Annotated in this window: 19 protein-coding genes; 3 read left to right on the forward strand and 16 right to left on the reverse strand. The window is 68.5% G+C overall.

Annotated elements, in window-relative coordinates:
* Window positions 1–10: 10 nt before the first annotated feature.
* The 7 genes from rnc to rpoE all read right to left on the reverse strand — a co-directional run bounded on the left by rnc (window position 11) and on the right by rpoE (window position 7,137).
* Window positions 11–694, reverse strand: coding sequence for a ribonuclease III (rnc, locus tag V3391_RS05670; RefSeq protein WP_332077718.1), 684 nt, complete (start codon window positions 692–694; stop codon window positions 11–13).
* Window positions 678–1,058, reverse strand: coding sequence for a DUF4845 domain-containing protein (locus tag V3391_RS05675; RefSeq protein ID WP_332077431.1), 381 nt, complete (start codon window positions 1,056–1,058; stop codon window positions 678–680). Before V3391_RS05675 ends, rnc begins: the two co-directional genes overlap by 17 nt.
* 28 nt (window positions 1,059–1,086) lie before the next feature.
* Window positions 1,087–1,881 (reverse strand): signal peptidase I, encoded by a 795-nt coding sequence (gene lepB, locus V3391_RS05680; protein ID WP_332077432.1) that lies wholly within the window; start codon window positions 1,879–1,881, stop codon window positions 1,087–1,089.
* 60 nt (window positions 1,882–1,941) lie between these two features.
* Window positions 1,942–3,738 (reverse strand): translation elongation factor 4, encoded by a 1,797-nt coding sequence (gene lepA / locus V3391_RS05685; RefSeq protein WP_332077719.1) that lies wholly within the window; start codon window positions 3,736–3,738, stop codon window positions 1,942–1,944.
* 189 nt (window positions 3,739–3,927) lie between these two features.
* On the reverse strand, window positions 3,928–5,466 hold the full coding sequence (locus tag V3391_RS05690; RefSeq protein WP_425497215.1) for a DegQ family serine endoprotease: 1,539 nt from the start codon (window positions 5,464–5,466) through the stop codon (window positions 3,928–3,930).
* Between the two features lie 97 nt (window positions 5,467–5,563).
* The gene (locus tag V3391_RS05695) at window positions 5,564–6,514 is read right to left on the reverse strand and encodes a sigma-E factor negative regulatory protein (protein ID WP_332077434.1); all 951 of its coding nucleotides are present in this window, start codon (window positions 6,512–6,514) and stop codon (window positions 5,564–5,566) included.
* Window positions 6,511–7,137: an RNA polymerase sigma factor RpoE gene (gene rpoE, locus V3391_RS05700; RefSeq protein ID WP_332077435.1), complete on the reverse strand. Its 627-nt coding sequence runs from the start codon at window positions 7,135–7,137 to the stop codon at window positions 6,511–6,513. Before rpoE ends, V3391_RS05695 begins: the two co-directional genes overlap by 4 nt.
* A gap of 276 nt (window positions 7,138–7,413) precedes the next feature.
* On the opposite strand from rpoE, the gene V3391_RS05705 reads away from it, so the two are divergent.
* The gene (locus tag V3391_RS05705; RefSeq protein WP_332077436.1) at window positions 7,414–9,495 is read left to right on the forward strand and encodes a 3-hydroxyacyl-CoA dehydrogenase NAD-binding domain-containing protein; all 2,082 of its coding nucleotides are present in this window, start codon (window positions 7,414–7,416) and stop codon (window positions 9,493–9,495) included.
* A 160-nt stretch (window positions 9,496–9,655) separates the two neighbouring features.
* Here V3391_RS05705 and V3391_RS05710 read toward each other — a convergent pair whose 3' ends face one another.
* Window positions 9,656–10,237, reverse strand: a complete 582-nt coding sequence (locus tag V3391_RS05710) for a TetR/AcrR family transcriptional regulator (RefSeq protein ID WP_332077437.1) — start codon at window positions 10,235–10,237, stop codon at window positions 9,656–9,658.
* A 78-nt stretch (window positions 10,238–10,315) separates the two neighbouring features.
* On the opposite strand from V3391_RS05710, the gene V3391_RS05715 reads away from it, so the two are divergent.
* Window positions 10,316–10,579, forward strand: a complete 264-nt coding sequence (locus tag V3391_RS05715; protein ID WP_332077439.1) for a hypothetical protein — start codon at window positions 10,316–10,318, stop codon at window positions 10,577–10,579.
* A gap of 45 nt (window positions 10,580–10,624) precedes the next feature.
* Here the strand turns inward: V3391_RS05715 and V3391_RS05720 are convergent, their stop codons facing one another.
* The 4 genes from V3391_RS05720 to mltG are packed head-to-tail and all read right to left on the reverse strand — an operon-like array spanning window position 10,625 to window position 13,752.
* Window positions 10,625–10,984: a PilZ domain-containing protein gene (locus tag V3391_RS05720; protein WP_332077440.1), complete on the reverse strand. Its 360-nt coding sequence runs from the start codon at window positions 10,982–10,984 to the stop codon at window positions 10,625–10,627.
* Between the two features lie 22 nt (window positions 10,985–11,006).
* On the reverse strand, window positions 11,007–11,933 hold the full coding sequence (locus V3391_RS05725) for a DNA polymerase III subunit delta' (protein ID WP_332077720.1): 927 nt from the start codon (window positions 11,931–11,933) through the stop codon (window positions 11,007–11,009).
* Between the two features lie 2 nt (window positions 11,934–11,935).
* Complete coding sequence (gene tmk, locus V3391_RS05730) at window positions 11,936–12,577, reverse strand: dTMP kinase (protein WP_332077441.1); 642 nt, start codon at window positions 12,575–12,577, stop codon at window positions 11,936–11,938.
* A complete protein-coding gene (gene mltG / locus V3391_RS05735; protein WP_332077442.1) occupies window positions 12,574–13,752 on the reverse strand; it encodes an endolytic transglycosylase MltG in 1,179 nt (392 codons plus the stop codon). The genes tmk and mltG overlap by 4 nt, the downstream gene beginning before the upstream one ends.
* Before the next feature lie 130 nt (window positions 13,753–13,882).
* Here mltG and V3391_RS05740 point away from each other — a divergent pair, with 130 nt between their 5' ends.
* Window positions 13,883–14,218 carry a hypothetical protein gene (locus V3391_RS05740; RefSeq protein ID WP_332077443.1) on the forward strand — a complete coding sequence of 112 codons (336 nt, stop codon included), beginning with the start codon at window positions 13,883–13,885 and terminating at the stop codon, window positions 14,216–14,218.
* 15 nt (window positions 14,219–14,233) lie between these two features.
* Here V3391_RS05740 and V3391_RS05745 read toward each other — a convergent pair whose 3' ends face one another.
* The 4 genes from V3391_RS05745 to V3391_RS05760 form a co-directional block, all read right to left on the reverse strand.
* Window positions 14,234–15,583, reverse strand: a complete 1,350-nt coding sequence (locus V3391_RS05745; protein WP_332077445.1) for an aminodeoxychorismate synthase component I — start codon at window positions 15,581–15,583, stop codon at window positions 14,234–14,236.
* Window positions 15,584–15,622: 39 nt separating this feature from the next.
* Window positions 15,623–17,509, reverse strand: coding sequence for an ATP-binding cassette domain-containing protein (locus tag V3391_RS05750; RefSeq protein ID WP_332077446.1), 1,887 nt, complete (start codon window positions 17,507–17,509; stop codon window positions 15,623–15,625).
* Window positions 17,510–17,786: 277 nt separating this feature from the next.
* The gene (locus V3391_RS05755) at window positions 17,787–19,379 is read right to left on the reverse strand and encodes a protein adenylyltransferase SelO (protein WP_332077447.1); all 1,593 of its coding nucleotides are present in this window, start codon (window positions 19,377–19,379) and stop codon (window positions 17,787–17,789) included.
* The gene (locus tag V3391_RS05760) at window positions 19,376–20,050 is read right to left on the reverse strand and encodes a glutathione S-transferase (RefSeq protein WP_332077448.1); all 675 of its coding nucleotides are present in this window, start codon (window positions 20,048–20,050) and stop codon (window positions 19,376–19,378) included. The genes V3391_RS05755 and V3391_RS05760 overlap by 4 nt, the downstream gene beginning before the upstream one ends.
* Between the last annotated feature and the right edge of the window lie 34 nt (window positions 20,051–20,084).

The following is a 20,084-nucleotide window of genomic DNA, read 5'->3' on the forward strand; positions in this document are numbered from 1 at the left end:
TGCGCGCGGCTCAGCCCGGCGCTTCGAGCAGGCCCATGACCGCTTCGGCGGCCTGCTGTTCGGCCGCACGGCGCGAACTGCCCTGCCCCTCGGCGGCCAGACCGGCATCGTTGAGCGCGCAGCGCACGAGGAAGGTCTTGGCATGCTCCTCGCCACTTTCCGACAGCAGCTCGTACACCGGAAGTGCCTTCTGCCGCCCCTGCAGCCATTCCTGCAGACGTGTCTTGGCGTCCTTGGAAACGCGGCCGCTGGCCAGCGCGACCATGGTCTTCTCGAACAGCGGCAACACCACCTCGCGGCAGGTGTCGAGACCCGCGTCGAGATAGACCGCCGCGATCACCGCTTCGAGCGCGTCGGACAGGATCGAGTCGCGCCGGTGGCCGCCGGACTTGAGTTCACCCGGGCCCAACACCAGCCGCGCGCCGAGATCGAGTTCGCGCGCGACCGCGGCCAGCGAGGACTCGCGCACCAGTTCCGCGCGGGCACGCGTCAACGTGCCTTCGTCGGCATTCGGCCAGCGGGCGTAGAGCGACTCGGCGACCAGCGCGCCGAGCACGGCGTCGCCGAGGAACTCCAGACGTTCGTTGTGCGGGGCGCCGGCACTGCGATGCGTCAGCGCCTGGATCAGCAGCTCGGGATCACGGAAGACGTGCCCGGCGAACCGACCCTGCTGACGGTCAAATTCCGTCGCCACCACGGGTCAGCGCCTGGGTCGCGTGGAACTTGCCCACGACGTCGAGGTTGAACACCAGTGGACGACGCACTTCGTACTGCACGTCCATCTGCCAGCCGTTGTCGGCACGGCGGATCTTCACGTTCTCGGGCTTCACGTTCTCCGAGTAGCTGATGTACAGCCGGCGGAAGAACAGGTCCTGGATGCGGGCCGGGTCGGACGCGGCGGTGCCCGGCTCGCTGGCCAGCCCCTTGAGCGCGGCCTTGACGCTGTAGTACTCCGAATACATCGGAAACAGCTTCATACCGACATAGGCGAAGAAGCCGACGACTGCCAGGACGATGATGAATCCAAGCAGGGTAATGCCGCGTTGCGTGCGTTTCATGGACGTCCCCTCGAGCCGATGCCGTTGGTCACTTGATGCCCTGACCGATCCTTCCCCAGTCGACCCAGCCCGGCGCGGCGGTGTCGACGTTCATCCAGATCAGGAACGCCTTGCCGCGCAGTTGGGTCTCGGGAAGCGTACCCCAGAAGCGCCCGTCATCGCTGCGGTCGCGGTTGTCGCCCATGACGAAATAATGGCCCTGCGGCACGTGGAACGTGCCCTCGCCCAGATGGAAGGGCGCGGCCTGGTCGATGTGCAGGATCTGGTGGCTGCGGCCGGGCATCTGCTCGGTCATGAGCGAGGCGCCGGTCATCTCCGCGCCGCGGCCCACGCCCTCGTAGGTGCCCACGCGCTGGTACTCGAACGGGGTGCCGTTGACGAACACCTGGTTGTCTCGGAACTCGACCGTGTCGCCCGGCAGGCCGATCACACGCTTGATCCAGTCCTGGTCGGGATGCTGGGGCGGGCGGAACACCACCACGTCACCACGCACCGGTTCACCGATGTCGATGATCTTCTGGTTGGTGATCGGCAGACGGATGCCGTAGGCGAACTTGTTGACGAGGATGAAATCGCCGATCAGCAGGGTCGGCATCATCGAGCTGGACGGAATGCGGAACGGCTCGGAGACGAAGCTGCGCAGAATCAGTACAACGAACAGCACCGGGAAGAATGCCTTCGCGTAGTCGACGACGATCGGTTCCTTCTCCTCGAGCAGTCCGGCGCGGCGCGCGCGCGCCTTGGCCAGCACCAGCTTGTCGAGCAGCCAGATGATGCCGGTGAGCAGCGTCAGCACGACCAGAGCGGTCTCAAACCATTTCATGCAGCATCCTCGGACACGGGATCGGACGGCCGCGCTGGGCCGCCGCTATGAAAACACGAATCAGGACTCGCGCGACGTGCTCAGCACCGCCAGGAAGGCTTCCTGCGGGATCTCCACGCGGCCGACCTGCTTCATGCGCTTCTTGCCTTCCTTCTGCTTTTCCAGAAGCTTCTTCTTGCGCGAGATGTCGCCGCCGTAACACTTGGCCAGCACGTTCTTGCGCAGCGCCTTGACCGTCGTGCGGGCGATGACCTGGGCGCCGATCGCGGCCTGGATGGCCACGTCGAACTGCTGGCGCGGAATCAGATCCTTCATCTTCTCGGTCAGCTCGCGGCCGCGGCGATCGGCGTGGCTGCGATGCACGATCAGCGACAGCGCGTCGACCTTGTCGCCGTTGATCAGCGTGTCCACGCGCACGAACGGGCCGGCGTCGAAACGCACGAAGTGATAATCCAGCGAGGCGTAGCCGCGGCTGGCGGATTTCAGCTTGTCGAAGAAGTCGAGCACCACCTCGGCCATCGGCAGTTCGTAGCTGATCTGCACCTGGCTGGCGAGGTACTGGATGCCAATCTGCATGCCGCGCTTGTCTTCGCAGAGCTTGATGATCGCGCCGATGTAGGCCTCGGGCGTGAGGATGTTGGCGCGGATGATGGGCTCGCGCACTTCCTGGATCAGGTTCGCCTGCGGCAACTTGGCCGGGTTGTCCAGCGGCATGACCTCGCCGTCGGTCTTGAGCACCTCGTAGATCACCGTCGGCGCGGTGCTGATCAGGTCGAGGTCGTACTCGCGTTCCAGACGTTCCTGCACGATTTCCATGTGCAGCATGCCGAGAAAGCCGCAGCGGAAACCGAAGCCCATGGCTTCCGAACTTTCCGGTTCGAAGCGCAGCGCGGCATCGTTGAGGCGCAACTTGTCCAGCGCTTCGCGCAGATCCGGGAAATCCTCGGCATTGACCGGAAACAGGCCCGCGAACACGCGCGGCTGCATTTCCTGGAAACCGGCGAGCGGCGTCTCGGCGGGCTTCGCGGCCAGGGTCAGCGTGTCGCCGACCGGCGCGCCATGGACGTCCTTGATCGACGCGGTGATCCAGCCCACCTCGCCCGCGCGCAGTGCCGGCAGTTCTTTGCGCTTGGGCGTGAACACGCCGACCTTGTCGACGTCGTGCGTGCGTCCGGTCGACATCACCAGGATCTTGCTCTTGGGCGTGATCTCGCCCTGCATCACGCGCACCAGCGACACCACGCCCAGATAGTTGTCGAACCAGGAGTCGATGATCAGCGCCTGCAGGCGATCGGTATCGCGCGGCTTCGGCGGCGGGATGCGATGCACGATCGCCTCGAGTACCTCCTCCACGTTGAGGCCGGTCTTGGCGCTCACCGCGACGGCGTCTTCGGCATCGATGCCGATCACCGCTTCGATCTCGGCCTTGGCCTTTTCTATGTCGGCCGTCGGCAGGTCGATCTTGTTGAGCACCGGAATCACTTCCAGACCCTGCTCGATCGCCGTGTAGCAGTTGGCGACCGACTGCGCTTCCACGCCCTGCGCCGCGTCGACGACCAGCAGCGCGCCTTCGCACGCGGCCAGCGAGCGGCTGACCTCGTAGGAGAAGTCGACGTGCCCGGGCGTGTCGATGAAGTTCAGATGGTAGGTCTGCCCGTCGCGCGCCTTGTACGGCAGCGACACAGACTGCGCCTTGATCGTGATGCCGCGCTCGCGCTCGATCGGATTCGAGTCGAGCACCTGCGCTTCCATCTCGCGCGCCTGGAGGCCGCCACAGATCTGGATGATGCGATCGGCGAGCGTCGACTTGCCGTGGTCGACGTGGGCGATGATGGAGAAGTTGCGGATGTTCCGCATCGGATCGTGGGTCATTGGGCGGCGGCCGGGCCGTCGTCGAAAAGGTAACGGGCGATTATCGCACAGCGCCCGCGTCGCACGCGGCCGGCGGATCGGGACGGGTGCGCCGTTCACCACGCCGGCCCGCCGCATACGAAGACGGCCCGCGGAATGCGCGGGCCGTGGATGTCGCATCGTTGAAGCGATTGATCAGCGTTCGGCGGTCTCCGACACGGTGATCGCGCGGTACTGGGTCGCGCCGCCGCGTCCGCGGACCAGCAGCATCACCGTATCGCCCGGCTTGACGCTCTGCAGCGCCCGGTCGAGCGCGGCCGCGCTGCCCACCGGCGTGCGACCGACGCGCAGGATCACGTCGCCCTGGGTGATGCCGGCGTTCGCCGCCGGGCCGCGGCCGGCGCTGGCAACGAGGACGCCTTCATCACCGGCAAGCCCGAACTGGCGCCGCTGGGCGGCGTCGAGATCACGGCCGGTGATGCCCAGCGGGTTGCCGCTCGCCGCCGATGCAGGCGCCGGTTCGCCCCGCGTCGTCGTGCTCGCCGTCGCCGAATCGAGCGCGGTCAGGGTGACGTCGAAGTCGCGCGTGCGGCCCTCGCGCAGGATGCGCATGCGCACCTTGGTGCCCGGCGTCTTGCCACCGACCAGCGGCGGCAGTTCGCTCGACGCGACGATCTCGGTGCCGTCGACGGCGCGGATCACGTCGCCCGGCTCGATGCCCGCACGCTGCGCCGGACTGCCCGGCAGCACCTCCTGCACCAGCGCACCCTTGGTGTCGGGCAGCTTGAAACCGGCCGCGGCTTCCGAGGTCACATTGGAAACCTGCACGCCGAGCGAACCGCGCTGCACGCTGCCGGTCTTCTTGATCTGTTCGGCCACGTTCGCCGCGAGATCGATCGGAATCGCGAAACTCACGCCCATGTAGCCGCCGGAGTTGCTGAAGATCTGCGAGTTGATGCCGATCACCTCGCCCGACACGTTGAGCAGCGGACCGCCCGAATTGCCCTGGTTGATCGGCACGTCGGTCTGGATGAAGGGCACGTAGCGCTGGTCGGCGTACTGGTTGGAACGCGCCACGGCGCTGACGATGCCGGCGGTCACCGACTGCTCGAAGCCGAACGGTGAGCCGATCGCGACCGCCCACTGGCCCGGCTTCACGCTCGCGCCGTTGCCGAAGCGCAGCGTCGGCAGGCCGGTCGCGTCGATCTTGAGCACCGCGACGTCCGATTCGGCATCGCTGCCGACGACCTTGGCGGTGAACTCGCGGCGGTCCGACAACCGCACCTTGACCTCGTCCGCGCCGTCGACCACGTGGTGGTTGGTCAGCAGATAGCCATCGGCCGAAATGATGAAACCGGTGCCCATCGAGGTGCCGCGCGGCGCGGCGCCGCCACGCCCGGGACCACCCGGACCGCCCGGCATTTCGAAACCCGGGCCGAAGAAGCGGCGGAAGATTTCGGGAATCTGCGCATCGTCGGGCATCTGCTGGCCGCGCGTCTGTCGCGCGCCGATCGTTGATTCGATGCTGACCACGGCCGGCGCCACGCGCTCGACCAGACGGGTGAAGTCGGGAAGACCCGAGACCAGCGGCGCTTCGGGGGTCGACGACACGCTGGACGCGGCATCGGCCGGCGTCTGCGCACCGGATTGCGCGGTGGCGTTGGGCAGCAGGAAGGCGGTGGTGCCGGCCGAAAGCACGGCGACGAGCGACACCGCGAGCAGGGATTTCTTCATCGAGGACATGACGGACTCTGAGGGGGATGTGCGATGCGACACGGCGCAGCGGCCATCACGTGGCCGCGCATCGCGTCAGAAGGCGGACCGGGACGACTCAGGGCACCGCGCGCAGTTGCGGCCGCGCGGCATCGGCGGGGTCGACCGGGAAGCTCGGCAGCACGTTGCTGGCCGACGCCTGCGGCGCCCCCCAGGACGGTGCGGCGAAGGCGTCGCCGTAGCGCACCGAGAAGCTGCTGTTGGCCGACAAGGACGAGGCCTTCGGCCAGGGACGCGACACCGCGGGCGCTTCCGGAAGACCGGTCGCGATCACCGGCGCAGACGCCAGCGCACGCGCCGCGATCGCGTCATTCGTGGCGACCGGCCGCGGCGGCGCGGCGGACGCGACCATGCGGGATTCCGATGCCTGACGCGTCTGCGTATTGCGCAGCGCGGCGCGCTGTGACTGGCCGCGCGAGGCGCGATCGCCATTGCCGCGACGCGGCACTTCTGCGACTGCCAGCGCGGCGGCGCCGGCGACTGCCGCGGTGGCTTCGAGCGGCGATGCCGACACGAGCGCGGACGCATCGGCGGTCGCATCGTGGGCACCGGGCGTGCCCGGCGCGATGGGCGCAGCGTCGGCGACCATCGGCAGCACGTCGTCCGCATCGTCGAACGACGCACCCGGAAGGCCCACGAACAGCGCCACCAGAGCGACCGATGCCGCGAGTGCGGCGCCACCGCCCCAGCGCAGCAGACGCGGGCGCTTCGCCGTCGCGACCGGTGCGATCACCACGTCGCCGGCCGCGATGCCGCGCGCGATGCGGTCGGCGAAATCGGGCGGCAGCAGCGAGACCTGACGGCCCCGCAAAACATCGCCGCAGACCTGCCAGCGCTCGAAGCAGCCGGACAGCTCCGCATCGTGTTCGAGCCGGCGGCGCAGGAAACGCGCCTGGTCCTGCGACAGCTCGCCATCGAGCATCGTCGACAGCTGCTGGCGGTGGAACCGCTCGAGCTTGTCGGGGTCGGGGCCGATCTGCAGGGTGTCGATGTCGTCGGCAGTGTTCATCGGGTCACGCGCTCCACTTGTCTTTCGTTGTCCATCAAAGGTCGCAGTTCGCGATCGATCGCTTCGCGCGCCCGGAAGATCCGGGAGCGGACGGTGCCGATCGGGCATCCCATGCGTTCGGCGATCTCGTCGTAGCTCAGACCGTCGACTTCGCGCAGGTTGATCGCGACCCGGAGTTCCTCGGGCAATGCTTCGACCGCGCGCATCACCGTTTGTTCCAGCTGCTGGCGCATCAGTTCACGCTCGGGCGTATCGCTGTCGCGCAGACGGATGCCGCTGTCGAAGTGCTCGGCGTCCTCGACATCGATGTCGTCGGTCGGCGGCCGGCGGTTGTGCGCGACCAGATGGTTCTTGGCCGTGTTGACTGCGATCCGATGCAGCCAGGTGTAGAACTGCGCATCGCCACGGAAGTTCCCCAACGCGCGGTAGGCGCGGATGAAGGTTTCCTGGGCGACGTCCTGTACTTCGCTCCAGTCGGACACGTAACGGCCGATCAACGCCGCGATCCGGTGCTGGTACTTGCGTACCAGCAGATCGAACGCCGCGGTGTCGCCCGCCTGCACCCGCTTGACCAGTTCCTCGTCCAGTTGAATCCGCTCCTGGCTGTCGTGCTCTTCGACCATCGGGCCGGATCTCCTTGGGGACACCCGGCCTGGCTCGGGTAGTTAGGACAGGTCACTGCGCGAAAAGTTCCGTCACAGGCGGTGTGGCATCGTCGCCGCGTCACCGTGCTGCATGTCTTGGGGCGGCGCCAGCGCCCTGCAAGTCGTCTGGGCGCCTCCCGTTCGATCCCGCACGCGGCGCTCGATTCAAACGCCACTTTCAAGCGCCGATTTGACGGCGTGGAAGCAACCTCGGGATCATAGGCGGATCCCCCATACCTTCAAGAATGGTGCCGTATGTTCGCAGGCCTCGACGGGCTTCGCTTCAGTCATTGGCAAGCCGAGCCGCGCGAAGACGGTGTGCTCGTGCTGTCCTTCGACCGCGCCAACGAATCGGTCAACACGTTCGCGCAGGACGTGCTGATCGAACTCGACGCCCTGCTCGAACGCCTCGCGCTCGATCCGCCCAAAGCGCTGGTCATCCGCTCGGCCAAGGCCAAGGGCTTCATCGCCGGCGCCGACATCCGCGAGTTCCAGGCCTTCGACGCCAAGGGCACGATCGGCGATTCGATCCGCCGCGGCCAGATGACGTTCCAGCGCCTGGCCGAGCTGCCCTGCCCCACGGTCGCCGCGATCCACGGTTTCTGCATGGGCGGCGGCACGGAGATTTCGCTGGCCTGCGACTACCGCGTCGCCAGCGACGATCCGTCGACGAAGATCGGTCTGCCCGAGGTCAAGCTCGGCATCTATCCGGGCTGGGGCGGCAGCGTGCGCCTGCCGCGACTGGTCGGTGCGCCGGCCGCGTTCGACATGATGCTCACCGGTCGCGCGCTGTCGGCGAAGGCCGCGCGCAGCATCGGCCTGGTCGACAAGGTGGTCGAGCCGGCGCTGCTCGTCGATGCGGCGATCGCACTCGCGCGCAAGGGCACGACGCGTCCGTTCAAGCAGCGTTTCATGGGCTGGGCGACGAACATCTGGCCGGTGCGCCAGGCGCTGGCGCCGGTGCTGGTCAAGCAGGTCGCGCGCAAGGCGAAAAAGCAGCACTACCCCGCGCCCTACGCGATGATCGAGACCTGGCGCCGCGCGTCAGGCGACACGCGCAGTCTGCTGGCGGCGGAACGCAAATCGGTGGTCAAGCTCGCCGGCACGCCGACCGCACGCAACCTCACCCGCGTGTTCTTCCTGATGGAGCGCCTCAAGGGCCTCGGCGGCAAGGCCGCGAGCGGTCAGGCACCGATCCGCCGCGTGCACGTGGTCGGCGCCGGCGTCATGGGCGGCGACATCGCGGCGTGGTCGGCCTACAAGGGCTTCGACGTCACCCTGCAGGACCGCGAGCAGCAGTTCATCGACAAGGCGCAGGCCCGCGCCGCGACGCTGTTCGAGAAGAAGGTCAAGGATCCGGCCAAGCGCCCCGAAGTCGCTGCGCGCCTGCGCTCCGATCTCGCCGGTAACGGCATTGCAGATGCCGATCTGGTGATCGAGGCGATCGTCGAGAATGCCGAGGCCAAGCGCAGCCTCTATGCCGATGTCGAGCCGCGCCTGCCGGTCGATGCGCTGCTGACGACGAACACCTCGTCGATTCCGCTCGACGAGCTGCGCACCGGCGTGCAGCGTCCCGGCCAGTTCGCCGGCCTGCATTACTTCAATCCGGTCGCGTCGATGCCGCTGGTCGAGATCGTCCATCACGACGCTGTCGACGAGGCCACCGCGCAGCGTCTGGCCGCGTTCTGCAAGGCCATCGACAAGCTGCCCGTCCCGGTTGCCGGCACGCCGGGCTTTCTGGTCAACCGCCTGCTGTTCCCGTACATGCTCGAAGCTGCGAGCGCCTACGCCGAAGGCATTCCGGGCAAGGCGATCGACAAGGCGTCCGTCGACTTCGGCATGCCGATGGGCCCGATCGAGCTGATCGACACCGTGGGCCTGGACGTGGCCTCCGGCGTCGGCCAGGAACTCGCGCCGTTCCTGGGCCTGCGCATTCCCGCCTCGCTCGCCACGCCACCCGAACCGGGCCAGCGCGGCAAGAAGGATGGCCAGGGTCTCTACACCTGGGTCGAAGGCAAGGCGCAGAAACCCGAACTGCCGAAGGACTACAAGGCGCCGGAGGATCTGCAGGACCGCCTGATCCTGCCGCTGCTCAACGAGGCCGTGGCCGCGCTGCACGACGGCGTGGTCGCCGACGCGGATCTGCTCGATGCGGGCGTGATCTTCGGCACCGGCTTCGCGCCGTTCCGCGGTGGCCCGATCCAGTACATCCGCGAGACCGGCGCCGACGTCATCGTCGAACGCCTGCGCACCCTGCAGGCGCGCCACGGCGACCGCTTCGCACCGCGTCCGGGCTGGGACAATCCGGCGCTGCAGCCGGTGCCGCGTACGGCGTGAATCAGGTTACGACGGCCGCGTTCGATGACGCGGCCGTGGGACATCTGATCCCGCACTTTTCCGTGGGCGCGCGCTTGCGCGCGATGGACTTTCTCTGAAGTCCCGATCGCGCGCAAGCGCGCGCCCACAGATGCATCCCATCCTGGAGTCCGTCCGGCGGTCAGCCCGAGTGCCGCGTGGCTAAGCCCGCGGCGCGCGATTCCAGCGCGGCGATCAGCGCGTCGCGCTCTGAGGCCGTCAGGTCGAGCATCTCGAACGCGTCGCCGAAGAACAGGCCGTCGAATGCGAGCGTGACCAGCAGCGCTTCGACGAAATCCGGTCCCAGTTCGCGCAGGCGCGCGGCATGCGTGGCGGCGTACTGCCGCGGCGAATCCATCAGCTCGGGCGTATTGACCGCCGCGGCGATGAAGGACTGCGTCGCTTTCGGGCCGTGCAGCCGCTTGGCCTCCAGACCCTGCCGCTGGGCGTGCACGAACGCCTGCAGATAGCCGCCCGGATTGGCCGGGAACATCGTCTCGGCCATCTCCAGATCGCGATGGTGCTGGTCCATGTGGTGCTCGACCACGCCCTTGAGCAGCAGGTCCTTGCTCGCGAAGTGGTACAGCAGGCCGCCCTTGCTGACGCCCGCTTCCGCGGCCACGGCGTCGAGGGTCATGTGCGCGGCGCCGACGCGATCGGACACGGCGAGCGCCGCATCGAGGATGCGGGCGCGGGCGTCGCTGCGGGGCTTGCGGGTGGTCATGGGCACGCGTCTTGACGAAGGAACCGGGATTCTAGACTATACCGTCCAGTCGGTTTAGTTAGCCTGAAGGAATTCCGCATGCAAGCCCGTCCGAATCCGCCCAGACACGCGCCGCTACGGGTGCAGCCGGCCGTGCCGGATGCCTATGCGGCCATGGGCTGGATCGAGGAATTCACCGAACTCGCGCGGCTGGCGATCGATGAAGAGGACGACGAAGTGCTGCGCCGCGGTTACGAAGACGAACTGCTGCGCCGCGCCGTGTATCTGCGCGCAGCGGGTCTGTTCGACGTCATGGACATCCGGCATCCCGCCTTGCGCGCGATGCTCGAGGACGCGCGCTGAGCGCATCCGTCGCGACGAGACGCCCGCGCGATGCGGGCGACGGACTCACATCGTGTGGGTCGACTTCTCGGATTGCAGCGTGCCGGCGAGCAGGGTCTCGATCCGGTTCTTGACCGCCTCGCCTTCCGGCGTCTCGGCGAACTGCACGCCGACACCCGCGGTGCGGTTGCCCTGCGCGCCGGCCGGCGTTACCCACACCACCTTGCCGGCAGTCGGCAGGCGATCGCTGGATTCGGGCAGCGTCAGCAGCAGGAACACCTCGTCGCCGAGGAAATAGCGCTTCGGCGTCGGCACGAAGATGCCGCCGTGCTTGAGGTACGACATGTACGCGTTGTACAGCGCGGCCTTGTCCTTGACGGCGAGCGACAGGATGCCCTGACGTGCCCCAGCAGCGGTTGCGCTCATGGATCGGTTTCCAGCGAAGAAGTCAGTTGCGGGCGACGGTACCGCGCCAGGCCAGCAGCAGCTCGGCGATGGCGAGATCGGCGCGCACCGTGGTCCTGAGCAGATCACGGGTGCGGTTGGCGGCGTCGAACCACGCAGCCAGCTTCCCGATTCCCGCGACATCGGTCAAGCCGGATGCACGCGCGAGCGCGAGATCGGCGGCATGTGCGACGCGTTCGGCCGCATCGTCGCCATTGGCCCAGCGCTGCGCGGTGGCGACGACGGGTAGATCGCCCTTCGCCACCCCGGCGAGATCCTTGGCGACTTCGCGACGCAGCGCCATGCCGCCACCGTCGAGCCATTCGGCGGCGAGACCGGGATGCCCGCGCGCGGCGTCGAGCGCTTCGACCGCGTCCGCCTCGCGATGGCCGCGCCCCGCGAGCCAGGCCAGCGCTTCCTCGCGCGGCGGCAGGCGGAACTCGATGCGCTGGCAGCGGCTGCGGATCGTCGCCGGCAGGCGCAGCGGATTGGCGGCCACCAGCCACAGGTGGCGGCCGGGCTGCGGCTCTTCCAGCGTCTTCAGCAGCGCGTTGCAGGCGGACGTGTTGACCGCATCGGCCGGATCGACGATCGCGACCTGCGCGCTGCCGTACTGCGGCGTCAGCGAAAGCTTCGCCGACAGCTCGCGGATCTGGTCGATGACGATTTCGGTGCGCAGCTTGGTGCCGTCCTTGGTCGGCACGAACGAGACGCTGTGGAAATCGGGATGCGTGCCGGCTGCGAGCAGTTGCGCGCTGCGCACTTCGCGATCCAGACCGAGTACGTGCGCAGCGAGCGCATCGGCGACCGCGCGCTTGCCCAGACGCGCCGGTCCGCAGAACAGCAGCGCATGGCCGAGCCGGCCGCTGTCGAGCGCAGCGCGCACCTGGTCGTGGATACGCGCCTGCCAGGGCGCGAATGCGGGCTGCACGCTCATGCGACCGCCCGCGCCGCCTGCAGGGCCTGCACGGCGTCGGCAGCGACGATCTCGGCGCTGCGCGTCGCGTCGATGACGCGGATGCGCTGCGGTTCGGCCTGCGCGCGGGCGAGAAACGCACTGCGCACGCGTTCGAAGAATGCGTCCTGCTCGGCCTCGATACGATCGGGAAACGCATCGCGTCCACGCGCACGTTCGCGACCCTGGGCCACGCCGAGATCGAGCAGCAGCGTGATCGCCGGCGCGATGCCGACGTGCGCCGCTTCGAGCGCGGCGATGCGCGCCGGATCGATGCCGCGGCCGCCGCCCTGGTAGGCGTAACTGGAATCGGTGAAGCGGTCGCTGATCACCCAGGCGCCGCGTTCGAGCGCAGGCAGGATCGTCTCCTGCACATGCTGGGCACGCGCGGCGAACATCAGCAGCAGCTCGGTGTCCGGCCGCGCGGGTTCGTGGCCGGGATCGAGCAGCAGGCCACGGATGAGTTCGGCCAGCGGCGTGCCACCCGGCTCGCGCGTGCACACCACTTCGTCGCCGTCCGCCGCCAGCGCATCGCGCAGGGCGCGCAGCACGGTGGTCTTGCCGGCGCCCTCGCCGCCTTCGATCGTCACGAAACGCGGAAACGTGCGGAGTGCGCTCACGCGCCGTCGTCCGCTGCGCCGGTGGCGGCTTCGACTTCCACCTCGTTCGGCGGCGCGGCTTCACCGCCTGCCGCCGCTTCGGCCGCATTGCCGCTGCTGGCGTCCCCGCTGCCGAACTTGGAGCGGTAACGGCGCACGTATTCGCGGACCGCGACGTTGTGCGCGGCGTACGTCGGCGAGAACACATGGCGGCCGCTGCCGTCGCCGACCGCGACGAAATACAGTGCATTGCCGTCTTCGGGATGCGTCGCGGCGTGGATCGCCGCGGCACCGGCCATCGCGATCGGCGTCGGCGGCAGGCCGTCACGGGTATAGGTGTTGTACGGCGTGTCGGTCTGCAGATCGCTGCGGCGGATGTTGCCGTCGTAGGCGGTGCCCATGCCGTAGATCACGGTCGGATCGGTCTGCAGGCGCATGCCGATCTTCAACCGGCGGTTGAACACGCCCGAGATCGCCGGACGCTCTTCGGCGATGCCGGTCTCCTTCTCGATGATCGAGGCCAGCACCAGCACCTGCTCGCGGTCACGCAATTCCAGGCCGTCGGCGCGCGATTCCCAGGCACGATCGACCGCGGTTTCCAGCGCGGTATTCGCGCGGCGCAGCAGGTCCACGTCGCTGTCGCCGGTGGTGTAGAGATACGTCTCTGGCAGGAACCGGCCTTCGGGATGCACGCCGGGCTTGCCGAGCGCGTCCATCAGCGCCGCGTCGTCGATGTCCTGCAGCGTCTGCACCAGCGGCTTTGCGCGGCCGAGCGCGGCGCGCAGCTCGCGGATGTTCCAGCCTTCGACGATCGTGAAGCGGTGATGGATGACCTTGCCGTCGCGCATGCGCACCAGCAGATCGCGCGGCGTGGTCGTCGGGTCGAGCGGATACTCGCCGACCTGGATGCGCGCATCGGCGCCCAGCTCGCGCGCCAGCAGGCGCCATTCGAGTTCGTGCCCCTCCACCGCGCCGGCCTCGCGCAGGCGGCCGAGCACGCGCTGGAACGAATCGCCGCGCGCCACCACTAGCGTGCCGTCGCTCGACAGGCCGGCCAGCGGCGCGTCCGCGAAGCGGGTGTAGCGCGCGTGCAGGAACCAGGCAGTGAGACCGGCCAGCAGCGCGACGATCACGAGCCCACCCAGCAGGATCTTGCCGATGCGGCGACGGGGACGTGGCGGTGCGGATTCGGTCATGGGCGGCGTGGGCCGTCGATGCGGGAGGGCGTGCAGGATACCGTGGCCGGCGGACGACCATGCAATGCATGGCCGCTGCGCGTGACTTCCCCTGTGTCAGACGGCACATCCCATGCGCGCGGAGCCCGTCATGCAGCAGACCCGGATCACCGGTTATCAGGTGATGTACTCGGCCAACCGTTTCCCGCCGCGCATCTGGCTGCACGGCGACAGCGGTTCGATCGGCCAGCTGGTCTTCCACGCCAACGGCGAAGCATTGCCCGAGGACGCCATCCAGGGCGCCGCGCCCTCACTGCATTACCACCTAGACGATTTCCACAACGCGCTCGACGTGCTGCGCAACGAGAGCCCCGTGTGGTTGTTGTACTCAGGGAGCGGCGGCGGCTACGAGAACGGCCTGCGCACCGACCCGGAAGGCGTCGGCGAAGGCGAACCGCGGCTGCGCGCGATGGCGCGGATCGACTGAGGCCGAGCGGCGCGATCAGCCGGAGAAGCCGAGCGCGCGCAGCGTGCCGCGGGCCTTGGCGCGGGTCTCTTCGAGTTCGCGATCCGGATCGGAGTCGGCGACGATGCCGGCGCCGGTGCGGAAGCGTGCAACGTCGCCTTCGACTTCCGCGCTGCGGATCAGGATGTTGAGGTCGAGATCGCCGTCGCGATTCAGCCAGCCCATCGCGCCGGTGTAGGCGCCACGGCCCTGCCCTTCGAGCTCGGCGATGATCTGCATGCAGCGCACCTTGGGACAGCCGGTGATCGTGCCGCCCGGGAATACCGCGGCGATCGTGCGGCCCGGCGTCGCATCGGCGCGCAGCCGCCCGCGGACGTTGCTGACGATGTGATGGACGTGCGCGTAGCTCTCCACGCACATCAGTTCGTCGACTTCCACACTGCCCGGCGCGCAGACGCGGCCCAGGTCATTGCGCTCGAGATCGACCAGCATCACGTGCTCGGCGCGTTCCTTCGGATGGCCGACGAGCTCCTGCACGCGCGCCGCGTCGTCGTCGCCGTCGAAGCGCGCGCGGGTGCCGGCGATCGGGCGCGTCTCCACCAGATCGCCACGCACCGAGACCAGCCGCTCCGGCGACGCACTCGCCACCGCCCAGCCTTCGCCCTGTAACAGGCCGGCGAATGGCGCGGGATTGTGTTCGCGCAGACGTGCGTACAACGCCGCAGGATCGAGCGCGCCGTCGAAACGCGCCTGCCAGCCGCGCGACAAATTCGCCTGGAACACATCGCCGGCAGCGAGGTAATCGAGGACCCGGCGCACGCCACCGGTGAACCGCGCAGGTATGTCTTCGTCGAGCGTTTCGGGCGGATGCCACGTCGAGGGCGACGCCACCGTGGCGCCTGCAGCCGCGACGAGTTCGGCGAGCAATGCGTCGGCGCCGGCTTCGGCGATGGCAATGCATTCGCCGGTCGCGTGATCACGCAATACTGCAGCCGGACACCGCCAGGCCACAGCGACCGGCAGGCTGCCGACGGCGGGCGGCAGATCCAGCACCGGTTCCACCTGCGCCGCGAGTTCGTACCCCAGATACAGCGCCCAGCCGCCGCGGAACGGCCAGCGCGGTTCGTCGCGCGGCATGCGCAGGTCCGACCAGGCGGCATCGAGCGCCGCGAGAAAATCGCCGTCGACCACCGCGCCCGTCGCATCACGGGTGACGCCGTCGACCTCCAGCTGCAGGCGCGTGCCATCCGTCGCCAGCAGCAGATCCCAGCGCGCATGCTCGGTGCCGTGCGCGACCGACTGCAGCAGCAACGGATGACGCGCGGGCGCCGCGCGTTGCAGCGCCAGCAGGTCGGTCTCGGCAGGCAGCGGACAGGTGATCAGCACGGCGCGGTTTCCAGTGGGCCGCAGACGCGGCGGCAGCGATCAGGCGTCGAGTTCGGTCCAGCGCAGATAGGCCGCATCCAGCGCCGTCTGCGTGTCCTGCAGTTGCTGCCCATGCGCGGCGATGGCCTCGGCGTCGCGCTGATAGAACGCGGGTGTGTTCATCTCGTCGGTCATGCGCGCGATGTCACCTTCCAGCTGCTCGATGCGAAGGGGCAGCTGTTCGAGTTCGCGCTGGTCCTTGTAGCTGAGCTTGCGCTTGGCGACCGGGGTCGGTGTCGACGGTGCAGCAGTTGCCGCGGCCGTGACGGCGGCCTTCGGCGCGAGCGTCGTGCCCGGCAACGCGGCACCCGGCTGCGGACGCTGGCGCAGCCAGTCCTCGTAACCGCCGATGTACTCGCCGACACGGCCCTCGCCTTCCATCACCAGCGTCGAGGTCACCACGTTGTCGAGGAAGTCGCGGTCATGGCTGACCAGCAGCAGCGTACCGGGATACTCGCCGAGCAGTTCTTCGAGCAGCTCCAGCGTTTCGACGTCGAGATCGTTGGTCGGTTCGTCCATCACCAGCAGGTTCGACGGCTGGGCGAACAACTTGGCCAGCAGCAGGCGGTTGCGCTCGCCGCCCGACAGGCGGGTGATCGGCGCGCGCGCGCGTTCGGGCGTGAACAGGAAATCCTGCAGATAGCCGATCACGTGCTTGCGCGTGCCGTTGATCTCGACGAAATCCTGGCCTTCGGCGACGTTCTCGAGCGCGTTCCAGTCTTCGCGCAGCGTCGCGCGGTACTGGTCGAAGTATGCGATCTGCAGCTGGGTGCCGGTCTTGACCTCGCCCGCCTGCGGCTGCAATTCGCCGAGCAGCAGTTTCAGCAGCGTGGTCTTGCCGGTGCCGTTGGCGCCGATCAGGCCGATGCGGTCGCCGCGGAAGATCGTCGTCGAGAAGTTCTCGATGAGTGTGCGCTCGCCGAATGAGAACGAGACGTCCTGCATCTCGACGACCTTCTTGCCCGACGCATTCGCCGACGCGGCGGCCATGCGCACATTGCCCGTCAGGTCACGGCGCTGGCTGCGTTCCAGGCGCATCGCCTTGAGCCTGCGCACGCGACCTTCGTCGCGGGTGCGCCGCGCCTTGATGCCCTGCCGGATCCAGACTTCCTCCTGCGCCAGCATCTTGTCGAAGCGCTGTTGCTCCTGGGCTTCGGCGTGCAGGCGTTCCTCGCGGCGACGCACGTAGTTGTCCCAGTCGCCGGGCCAGCTGGTCAGCGCGCCGCGCTCGATCTCGACGATCCGCGTGGCGAGTGCGCGCAGGAAACGCCGGTCGTGGGTCACGAACACCAGCGCGCCGGGCCACTGCTTGAGGAAGCCTTCGAGCCAGTCGATCGCGGCGATGTCGAGATGGTTGGTCGGCTCATCGAGCAGCAGGATGTCGGGCGCCGACACGACCGCACGCGCCAGCAGCACGCGTCGCTTCATGCCGCCCGAGAGCCGGGTGAACGCCGCATCGCCGTCGAGCTGCAGCCGTTCGAGCACTTCGGTCACGCGCTGGTCGATGCGCCAGCCGTCGAGCGCCTCAACCCGCGCCTGCACATCGGCGAGCCCGTCGTAGTCTTCCGCATGCAGCAGGCGGTGGTATTCGGCCAGCGCCGCGCCGGCATCGCCGAGCCCGCCTGCGACGACGTCGTAGACGCTGCCGTCCGCGCCGGCCGGCACTTCCTGCTCGAGCCGCGTCACGCGCACGCCCTGCTCGCGGCGGATTTCGCCGTCGTCGGGTTTCAGCTCGCCATCGATCAGGCGCATCAGCGTGGACTTGCCTGCGCCGTTGCGGCCGATCAGCGCAATCCGCTCGCCGCGTTCGATCGAAAGCTCGACGCCGTCCAGCAGCAAGGGTCCGCCGACGCTGTAGTCGACGTCATTCAAGGTCATCAAAGGCATCCCGCCATTCTAGCGGGTCGGCGCTGATCGGATGCGGGTCCGGAGCGACGGCTGTGGACTTGCGCGGTGTTGCGCTTCAACTCGTGCGGTGTTTCGAGCCCCTCTCCCTTCGGGAGAGGGGTTGGGGTGAGGGCACACGCAATTCGCCGACCGGAAAAAAGCGCCCCCCCCTGAGAAAGCCCTCTCCCTCACCCCACCATCGGCATCCGCCGATGGTTCCCCCCTCTCCCTCAGGAGAGGGGCGTAGGCGTTCCACCTTCGGTGGAACCAATCGCTCTCAGGAACTGCACGACAGCATCGAACAGCCCGCCTTCGTCCGCGCCCAGTCAGGCCGCTTGCCGGCGAATGCGTCGCGTCCGGGCTGTTCGTCATACGGCCGACGCATGACATCGAGCAGCTCGACGATGCCGGACGGATCGCCGGCTTCCGCGCGGTCGATCGCCTGCTGCGCGAGATAGTTGCGCATCACGAAGCGCGGATTCGCCGCGTGCATCCGGGCACGCCTCACGTCGCCGGATTCGCCCGCGTCCCGAAGTCGCACGGCGTAATCGGCGAGCCAGGCGTCGAACTCGCCCTGCACCTGCGCGCGCCTGGCAGCGTCGTAGAACGCATCCGCCACGACGTCCAGCGACGGCGCCTCGGCGTCGAGATCCGCGAGCCCGCGGAAGCACAGCGTCATGTCGACTTCGCCCGCCTGCAGCAGCCCATGCAGCCGTTGCATGCGTTCGACATCGTCGTCGCGGCACTCGGGCAGGCCGAGTTTCGCGGCGATGGTCTCGCGATCCAGCTGCGCATACGTCGCGGCGTAGGCATCGAGTCCGGCCTGCAAAGGCGCGACATCCCCGAACAACGGCGCCAGTGCCTGCGCCAGACGTCCGAGATTCCAGTGCGCAACACGCGGCTGCCAGCCGAAGCGGTAGCGGCGCCCCTGCGCGTCGGTGGTGTTGGGCGTCCAGTCCGGATCGTAGTCGTCGACCCAGCCGTAGGGGCCGTAATCGATCGTCAATCCGAGAATCGACATGTTGTCGGTGTTCATGACGCCGTGCACGAAGCCGACGCGCATCCAGCCAGCAATCATCGCCGCGGTGCGCGTGCAGACCTCGGCGAACCAGTCGCCGTACAGCGCCTCGTCCTCGCCTGTCAGATGCGGGAAATCGCGGGCGATCGTGAAGTCCACCAGCTGCCGCAACAGCGCGGTATCGCCACGCGCGGACGGCAGTTCGAAGTGACCGAACCGGATGAACGACGGCGCGACCCGGCAGACGATCGCGCCGGGCTCCGGCGCCGCGTTGCCGTCGTAGAACATGTCGCGCACCACGGCGTCGCCGGTGCCGACCAGCGACAGCGCCCGCGTCGTCGGCACGCCCAGGTGGTGCATCGCTTCGCTGCACAGGAACTCGCGCACGGACGAACGCAACACCGCGCGGCCGTCGGCGGTGCGCGAATACGGCGTCGGGCCGGCGCCCTTGAGCTGCAGTTCCCAGCGTCGGCCGTCGGCGGCGACGCCCTCGCCCAGCGTGATCGCGCGGCCGTCGCCGAGCTGCCCCGCCCAGTGGCCGAACTGGTGGCCGCCGTAGTTCGAGGCATACGGCGTCATGCCGGACGTCAGCGCGTTGCCGCTGAAGACGGCTGCGAAAGCCGGAGACGCCACCGTAGCGGCATCGAAGCCGAGCGCATCCGCCATCTCCGCCGAGTACGCCAGCAGGCGCGGCGCTGCGACCGGCGTCGGCAGCACCGGCGACCACAGCGCGCCCTCCACCTGTCGACGGCGCCCACCGGCTTCGGCGTCACCCGGCAATGCGTGGACGAAGCGGTTGTCGAACCTCAGCGCATGCGCGAGCGGCACGGACGCCGGGGCGGTCCCGGTCATCGCCCCAGCTCGAACGGGCCGCCTGCTTCCAGCGCCCGCTGATAGGCCGGCCGCGCGTGGATGCGCTCGACGAAGCGGCGGATGTTCGGACCCACGCGATCGGCGGCGCGCACCACAGCCGCTTCCAGCGGAAAACTCATCTGGATGTCGGCCGCGGTGAAGCGGTCGCTGGCGAACCACTGGTAGGCGCCGAGTTCGCGCTCGATATATTGCAGGTGCGTCGTCAACTGCGGGCCGACGAAACGCTGCATCGCCTTGTCGGCGATGCCGCGGGCGATCGGCTTGACGAAGAACGGCATCGGCGCACTGCGCAGACGCCCGAACACCAGCGACAGCAGCAGCGGCGGCATCGCGGAGCCTTCGGCGTAGTGCAGCCACTGGCGGTAGCGCAGGCGCTCGTCCTCGTCGTCGGGGGCCGGCGACAGCGCATGATCGGGATCGAAACGCTCGACCAGCGCCTCGATGATCGCGCCCGACTCGACCAGGCGACGCCCGTCCATCTCGACCACCGGCGACTTGCCCAGCGGATGCACGTCGCGCAGCGCCTGCGGCGCCAGCATGGTCTTGGGATCGCGGGCGTAGCGCACCACTTCGTAGGGCTGGCCGAGTTCTTCCAGCAGCCAGAGCACGCGCTGCGAGCGCGAGTTGTTAAGGTGGTGCACGCGGATCATGGGGACGGACTCGGAGCGGAATCCGGTCATGATG

Origin of the sequence: Luteimonas flava (genome assembly GCF_036584485.1) — a bacterium.
GTDB classification, from domain to species: Bacteria; Pseudomonadota; Gammaproteobacteria; order Xanthomonadales; family Xanthomonadaceae; genus Luteimonas; species Luteimonas flava.